Origin of the sequence: Hymenobacter terricola (assembly GCF_017921975.2) — a bacterium.
Taxonomy (GTDB): Bacteria; Bacteroidota; Bacteroidia; order Cytophagales; family Hymenobacteraceae; genus Hymenobacter; species Hymenobacter terricola.
On the sequence record NZ_JAGEMO020000073.1, the window covers coordinates 1 to 6,133 of the forward strand.

At 60.4% G+C, this 6,133-nt stretch carries 5 protein-coding genes; 1 reads left to right on the plus strand and 4 read right to left on the minus strand.

The annotated features are described in order from the left end of the window. Positions 1-202: hypothetical protein (locus J4G38_RS23620; RefSeq protein WP_226163749.1), on the minus strand; the 202-nt coding region annotated here is incomplete at its 3' end. Between the two features lie 1,165 nt (positions 203-1,367). On the opposite strand from J4G38_RS23620, the gene J4G38_RS23625 reads away from it, so the two are divergent. Further along, a complete protein-coding gene (locus J4G38_RS23625; protein WP_210521386.1) occupies positions 1,368-2,312 on the plus strand; it encodes a replication initiation protein in 945 nt (314 codons plus the stop codon). 17 nt (positions 2,313-2,329) lie between these two features. On the opposite strand, the gene J4G38_RS23630 is transcribed toward J4G38_RS23625, so the two are convergent. The 3 genes from J4G38_RS23630 to J4G38_RS23640 form a co-directional block, all read right to left on the minus strand. Then, complete coding sequence (locus J4G38_RS23630) at positions 2,330-2,623, minus strand: hypothetical protein (protein ID WP_210521387.1); 294 nt, start codon at positions 2,621-2,623, stop codon at positions 2,330-2,332. 370 nt (positions 2,624-2,993) lie between these two features. After that, positions 2,994-3,944 (minus strand): phosphogluconate dehydrogenase (NAD(+)-dependent, decarboxylating), encoded by a 951-nt coding sequence (gene gnd / locus J4G38_RS23635; RefSeq protein WP_210521388.1) that lies wholly within the window; start codon positions 3,942-3,944, stop codon positions 2,994-2,996. Positions 3,945-4,027: 83 nt separating this feature from the next. After that, positions 4,028-6,001 carry an amylo-alpha-1,6-glucosidase gene (locus J4G38_RS23640; RefSeq protein WP_210521389.1) on the minus strand — a complete coding sequence of 658 codons (1,974 nt, stop codon included), beginning with the start codon at positions 5,999-6,001 and terminating at the stop codon, positions 4,028-4,030. Between the last annotated feature and the right edge of the window lie 132 nt (positions 6,002-6,133).

Genomic DNA, 6,133 nt, shown 5'->3' on the forward strand with positions numbered 1-6,133 from the left:
GGCGGACGCCGGCCTGGTTGCGCAAGAACAAGCTGGTGAGGCGGGTGGTGAGCCCGTCGGCAATTTCGAGCAGCGTGCCGTAGCGCCCCGAGTGGGTCGGGTATTCCACCTGGAACTCATTGCCGTAATAGTGGTGAAAGCGCTGGAGCGACTCGATGAGCAGAAAGTTATACCCATCACGAAGAGGGTTGCGCGTCGACAATATGAAATTTTCGGGTTAGCAGTGAGCCGATTTCAAATTGGCGTAGCTGGTCGTTCAACGAGCTGCTTCACCCCCCGCCCTCCGAGAAGGGGCCGGGGGTGAGGCAGCCACCGGGACGGCTCTGTGTACCAACTTAAAAACCGTTCCTCCACTGCTCGGGCGAGCTAGTGCACCGGCGGCATCCATTGTCATCATGCGGCCGTGCCTTTTCACCGCGCCCGTCGCCGTGGGCGAGGTGCTGGCGGCCGGGCTGGCTATGAGCGGCGGGTTTTGGGCCCGGGCGGGGCCGCTGGTTGCGGCCACCAGCAGGACCAGCAGGAAAGCGAACGGCGTTTTCACAGGATTAAACGAAACGGTTGGAGCACCCGGCAGGGCCCGCAGAAAATCCAGTTGCGACTGGAGGTATTTATCACGCGGGTGCCGTGAGTGAACCTGGCCTGCCACGACATAAAAGTGCGAAACAGCCTTGATAACCGGCCATAGTTGCTGGAGCTATGGCAACGGGTGCGTTTTTTGCTTTGGTCAAGGTAGAAGTTTGGCCCACTATTTCGTTTGGAGCCATGCTTATAAAACGTGCTAGTTCGAGAGTCGGGTAGGGGAGAGACTTATAAAAAGTGGTAGTTCGTCATTAGTTAAACATTAGTAAAAGGTTAGTAAGCATCTCCGGAATGCCTTTATTTCCTTTGGCAGAGTGCAAAAGTGCATTTATCAGGGTCAATTCCCCATTGTTTCTGAGTAGCTACGGCAACTTATGAAACGTGGTTTTAAAGTAATTTAAGTAAACTTATTATTTAAAAAGTGCAATCGCAGCGGGCGCTTGGCGAGAATCACGTCTTTTTGTTGTTTTTTGTTTGTTCCTCCCCCCACAATTCCGAATCACTCCCTAAAAGCCTTTGTTAGGTGGCAGCAACAATCTTGTGATTATTTTTTTACTTGTCTATTTGTAAGGCTCATAAGTTATTGATAGTCAAAGGTATAAAAGGGTATAAAACCACGTTTTATAAGCGAAAAACCACGTTTTATACTTTTTAAACCACGTTTTATAAGCCAACTACCACGTTTTATAAGTCTTTAAACCACGTTTTATAAGTGAACAACCACTCCCAATTACCACTGTGGTTTTTTTGCACGGCCGTTTGTTACATTTGCTTCCTTCCCACCGCTTATGGAACCACTTGACATTACCCCGGGTCCGGCCCCCGTCACACCTGTTGTACGTCAGCATAACGCTATCACGGCGGCGCGCTACGACTATACGGCCTGCCAGTTGGACATCTTTTTCTACCTGCTTTCCCGACTGCGGCGGGATGATGCGCCGGACCGGGAGTACACCATCTACGTCAAGGATGTGGAGGCCCTGACGGGCCGGCAGTGGAACTATCAGCAGCTGCGCGAAGCTACGGCCGATATGGGCTCGCGCATGTTCGAGGTGGAGAGCGACCGGACGTACCAGCAGCTGTGGATGTTTCAGCGCGTGGAGTACATCAAGGGCAAGGGATGCCTGCAGATTCAGCTGTCCACTCCTATTCGCCCCTATTTGTTCAACCTGAAGGAGAATTTCACTTCCTACCAACTGCATTCGGCCCTCAAGCTGAGCAGCAAGTACGCCAAGCGCATCTACCAGCTGGTGAGCCAGTGGAAGGACAAGGATATGACCCGCACGTATCCGCTCGATGAGTTTAAGCAGATGCTGCACCTGAAAGACCCCAAGGGCAAGGAGCCGGAGCTGTTTCAGAACATCAGCCAGCTGAAGGCGCGGGTGCTGGATATTGCGGTGCGTCAGGTCAGCGAGCACACCGACCTGAAGATTGACTACGTGCTGGTCAAGAAGGGGCGGGCCTACGATGCCGTGCGCTTCACCATTGCCCGCCAGCAGCCCCAGCAGCTCCCGATTCCGTTTGAACAGCCGGCCGAGGATGCCCGGGCCTTTTCGGCCCGGCAGCACCTGGAGGCGCTGGGCATTGCTCAGCCGCAGTTGGTGGCCCAGATTCTGGGCGACCCCAAGCACCTGGACCAGCTATTCAAGTTCACCTACCAGCTGAAAACCGATAAGGTGAAGGCGACGAAAAATCCCGGCGGGCTGTTCCTGAAAATCTGCGGCCTGCGCTAAGCGGACGGCCCGGCTGGTCACTCGCTCTCCGCAACGGCGGGCGAAACCGCCTGGTGGCGCACCAGGGGGAATGGCTTGTCTTCGGAGACCTGGAGTACCCGAGCGAGCTGCCGCACCTCGTCAATGGTACAGGTTCCCGGACTTTTCTTATGGGTGTCGGAGGTCCGGACGAATACGCCCCAGACTTCAACAATCCGCTTGCAGGTGCCTGCCGCGGCCAGCAGCTCGGCCAGGGTGGCCGGATGATGGACACGGAACGGACTGGTCAGCTGCTCGGTAAAGGCCACAGTCGGGGAGGAGGCTTTATGCATTGGTTTAATATAAAAAAGAAACCGGTTGAAGTGCGTAAGGGAACCAATAAGCCATTAAAAAGAGCAAATAATTGATAGGCTGTTTATCGTTGACTCGCCCCGGAAAATCGCCCAAGCAAACCTGGTGGGCATTGTCGGCAAAACAGGTACCTCCCTTGTAGCTAATCCCGGAACAGGTCAGTAAATCGTCGAGGAAGCAGACCATTGCAATGGTCTGTTTGCGCAGGGGGAAAGCAGCAACGAGGAGATTAGGGACCTCAAACACGCTTCTGCTCTGCCGAGCAGACTTTCCTTGTGCCCGCAATAGTCCGCAACCTGGGTTAACTAGCATCGAACCATACTTTTTATATTCTCGCCAAGGTGCGGGGTATTAAGGAAGCGCATAGCCGCCCACCTGGCCAAACTGACGCTCGTGCTGAATGCCAGGGTCGGTTCCGAAGGGGTGGCCGCCGAAGCCGTGGCGCATAAGCGCAATGGCGCGGGCCGAGGTTTTGTCGACGTCGCGGGAAGTGAACAAGGCAATAACGGCCTGCGTGATTACCGGGATGGGGACTTCCAAGCGCAGCGCGTCGGCCACCAGCCAGTTTACTTCGCCGGTGTCTTCCACATGGCCCGATACGTCGAAGGCGGGATGCTCGTCAAATTGCTTTCGCATCAACTCGATAAGCCAGGAGCGGATGACCGAGCCATGATTCCAGAGGTCCAGCACCTGGCTGATGGGGAGGGGCGTGCGGTATCTGGTGAGCAGGTCCACGCCCTCGCCAATGGCTTGCAGCATCCCGAATTCAATGCCGTTGTGCACCAGTTTCACGTAGTGCCCGCTGCCGGCCGGCCCCGTGTGCAGGTAGCCGCCGGGCACGGCCGTATCGAAGAAAAATGGCTCCAGCTGCTGCACGGCTTCTTTGACACCGCCCACCATGTAGCATGCCCCGTGGCGGGCACCGTCCGGCCCGCCGCTGGTGCCACAATCAATAAAATGGAGGCCCTGCGCCTGTAGCCGGGCCGCCCGGCGGATGCTGTCGCCCCAGTAGGAGTTGCCGCCGTCCACGATGATGTCGCCGGCATCCAGGTGCCCGGCCAGCTCATCGATGACGTGGTCGACGGCCGCGCCCGCGGGGATGTAAACAAATACCTTCCGGGGCGGGGCCAGCTGCGCCACCAGCTCAATCAGGCTCGTGACAACGTGCAGGTTCGTGGTTTCCAGGTCGGGGCGGGGCCGCAGGTCCATGCCGACCACGGAGTAGCCTTTTTCAGCGGCTTGCTGGGCCAGGCTCGCCCCCATTTTACCTAAGCCGATGATGCCAATTTGCGTTTTGTCCATGTCGAAGGAGGGGAAAAAGTATTGCGGTGAAGCATTAATTCATACTTAAAACATTGATTTAAAGAGAATAACTTCGAATGCCTCTATGAGCTTGCCATCGGATACTGGCAGGCCACGCGCAGTATTTCAGCCACGCCCCAGGCCTGGGCAATGCAGCCGCGCGGCTGATGCGGGGCCTCCCCGTCAAAAATTTCGGACACCGTGCCCAGCCCGGCTTCGCCTAAATGGTAGGCAAAGCCGTCCAATACGGCCTGCACCCGGACGGAGCCGGCTTCGGGGCCGTGCACCCGCACCAGGGCATCGCAATACGGTCCCAGCCACCAGCTCCACACGGTGCCCTGGTGGTAGGCTCCGTCGCGCTGAACGGGGCCGCCGCGGTAGCGCGGGCAGTAGGCGGGGTCGGTAGGGGCGAGGCTGCGCAGGCCCACCGGGGTAACCAGGGCCTGCTCCACGGCCGCCAGTAGCCGGGCGGCCCGCGCGCCGCTGAGCAGGGGGTAGGGCAAGCTGAGGGCCAGCAATTGATTGGGACGCAGGGCCGCGTCGGGCGGGCCAGCGGGCGGCAGACAGTCGTAGAGGCAGCCCTGTTCTTCGTTCCAGAAGGCCGGCTCGAACGCGGCAGCGGCGCGGTTCGCCGATTCTTCCAGCTCCGCAGCTTCCGCCGGGCGCCCGGCCTGGTGCAGGAGGGTGGCGGTTATATACAGGGCGTTGTACCACAAGGCTTGAATTTCGACGGGTTGTCCCCGGCGGGGTGTCACGGCCCAGCCGCCCACCCTGGCGTCCATCCAGGTGAGCGCCTCGCCTTCGGCCCCCGCCGAGAGCAGACCATTTTCGGCCACGCGGATGCCGTAGCGGGTGCCGCGCCGGTGCCAAGCCAGGATATCGGTGAGCACGGACAGCAGGGCTTGCTGCACGAAGTCAGCATCGCCCGAATAGTGCTGGTACTGCTGCACAGCCACAAAAAACCAGAGCGTCGCGTCCACGGTGTTGTACTCGGGCGCGGCCCCGGAATCGGGGAAGCGGTTGGGCAGCAGGCCCTCGCTCACGGCCGCGGCGAAGGCCTGCAGGATGCGGCGGGCTTCGGCGAAGCGCCCGGTAACCAGGCACAGGCCGGGCAGGGAAATCATGGTGTCGCGGCCCCAGTCCGTGAACCAGTGGTAGCCCGCAATGACGGTGTTCAGGTCGGCGGCCCGGCGCACCACAAACTGGTCGGCCGCCAGGGTGAGGGCGCGGCGCAAGGCATCGGGTGGGGCTACGGCCGCGAGCAGGGCCGTGCGGCGATGGGCTTCCTGGGCCAGGAGCGTTTCGGCGCTGTCCGGGCCGCACGGCTCGGTAGAAATGACCAGCCCGAAGGTGTCGCCGGCCGATAGCACGCGCTGAAACACGCCGGGACTAAACAAGTCCTCCCGAAAATCCTGGCCCCGTTCCTGTTCCTGGGCGTATTCGAGCTGGTAGTACCAGGTGGGGCGGGCCGCATAAACGGCACCCGGCAGGGTCAGAAACAACGCCGCTGAATGGGGCCGGGGGATTACGTGGTAAGTATCGGCGTGGCACTGAAAGGCGGGCTCGGCCGCCGCATTGTGGTGGCCCAGGGTGTGGTAGTCGCGGCCGGCCAGCAGGGGCAGCAGCTCCAGCACGAAGGGCCCGGGCGCGGCCAGCACCTCGTACACTACCAGGGTGGTGTTGTGGCCGTGCACGGCGGCCACGGTTTTGCGCAGCCCCACCCCACCGGCCTCGTACTCAAACACCGGAAACAGGTCGCGGAAAAACGCCTTCAGGTAGCGGTGCCCCGTTGGGTGCACAGTGCCGGGGTATTGGTTGCAGCCCAGCTCCCAGCGCGGGCCGTCGGCCAGTACCAGCGTTTCGTCGAGCTTGGAAAGCAGCACCTGCCGGCCCACGGGCGGGGTGGTGGCGGCCACCAGCAGGCCGTGGTAGCGCCGCGAAAGGGCCCCGCTGAGCGTAGCGCTGGCCCAGCCGCCCAGGCCGTTGGTTTCCAGCCATTCGGGCACGAGGGTGGCCCCGGAATCCAGCCAGCGGAATTGGTCGAAGGAGGGGCTCATGGGCGGGGCTGGAGGAGTTTGGCGACGAGGCCGGTCCAGCCGGTTTGGTGGCAGGCGCCGAGGCCGCGGCCGGTGTCGGCGTGGAAGTACTCGTGGAAGAGGAGGCAGTCGCAGAAGTTGGGGTCGTGCTGC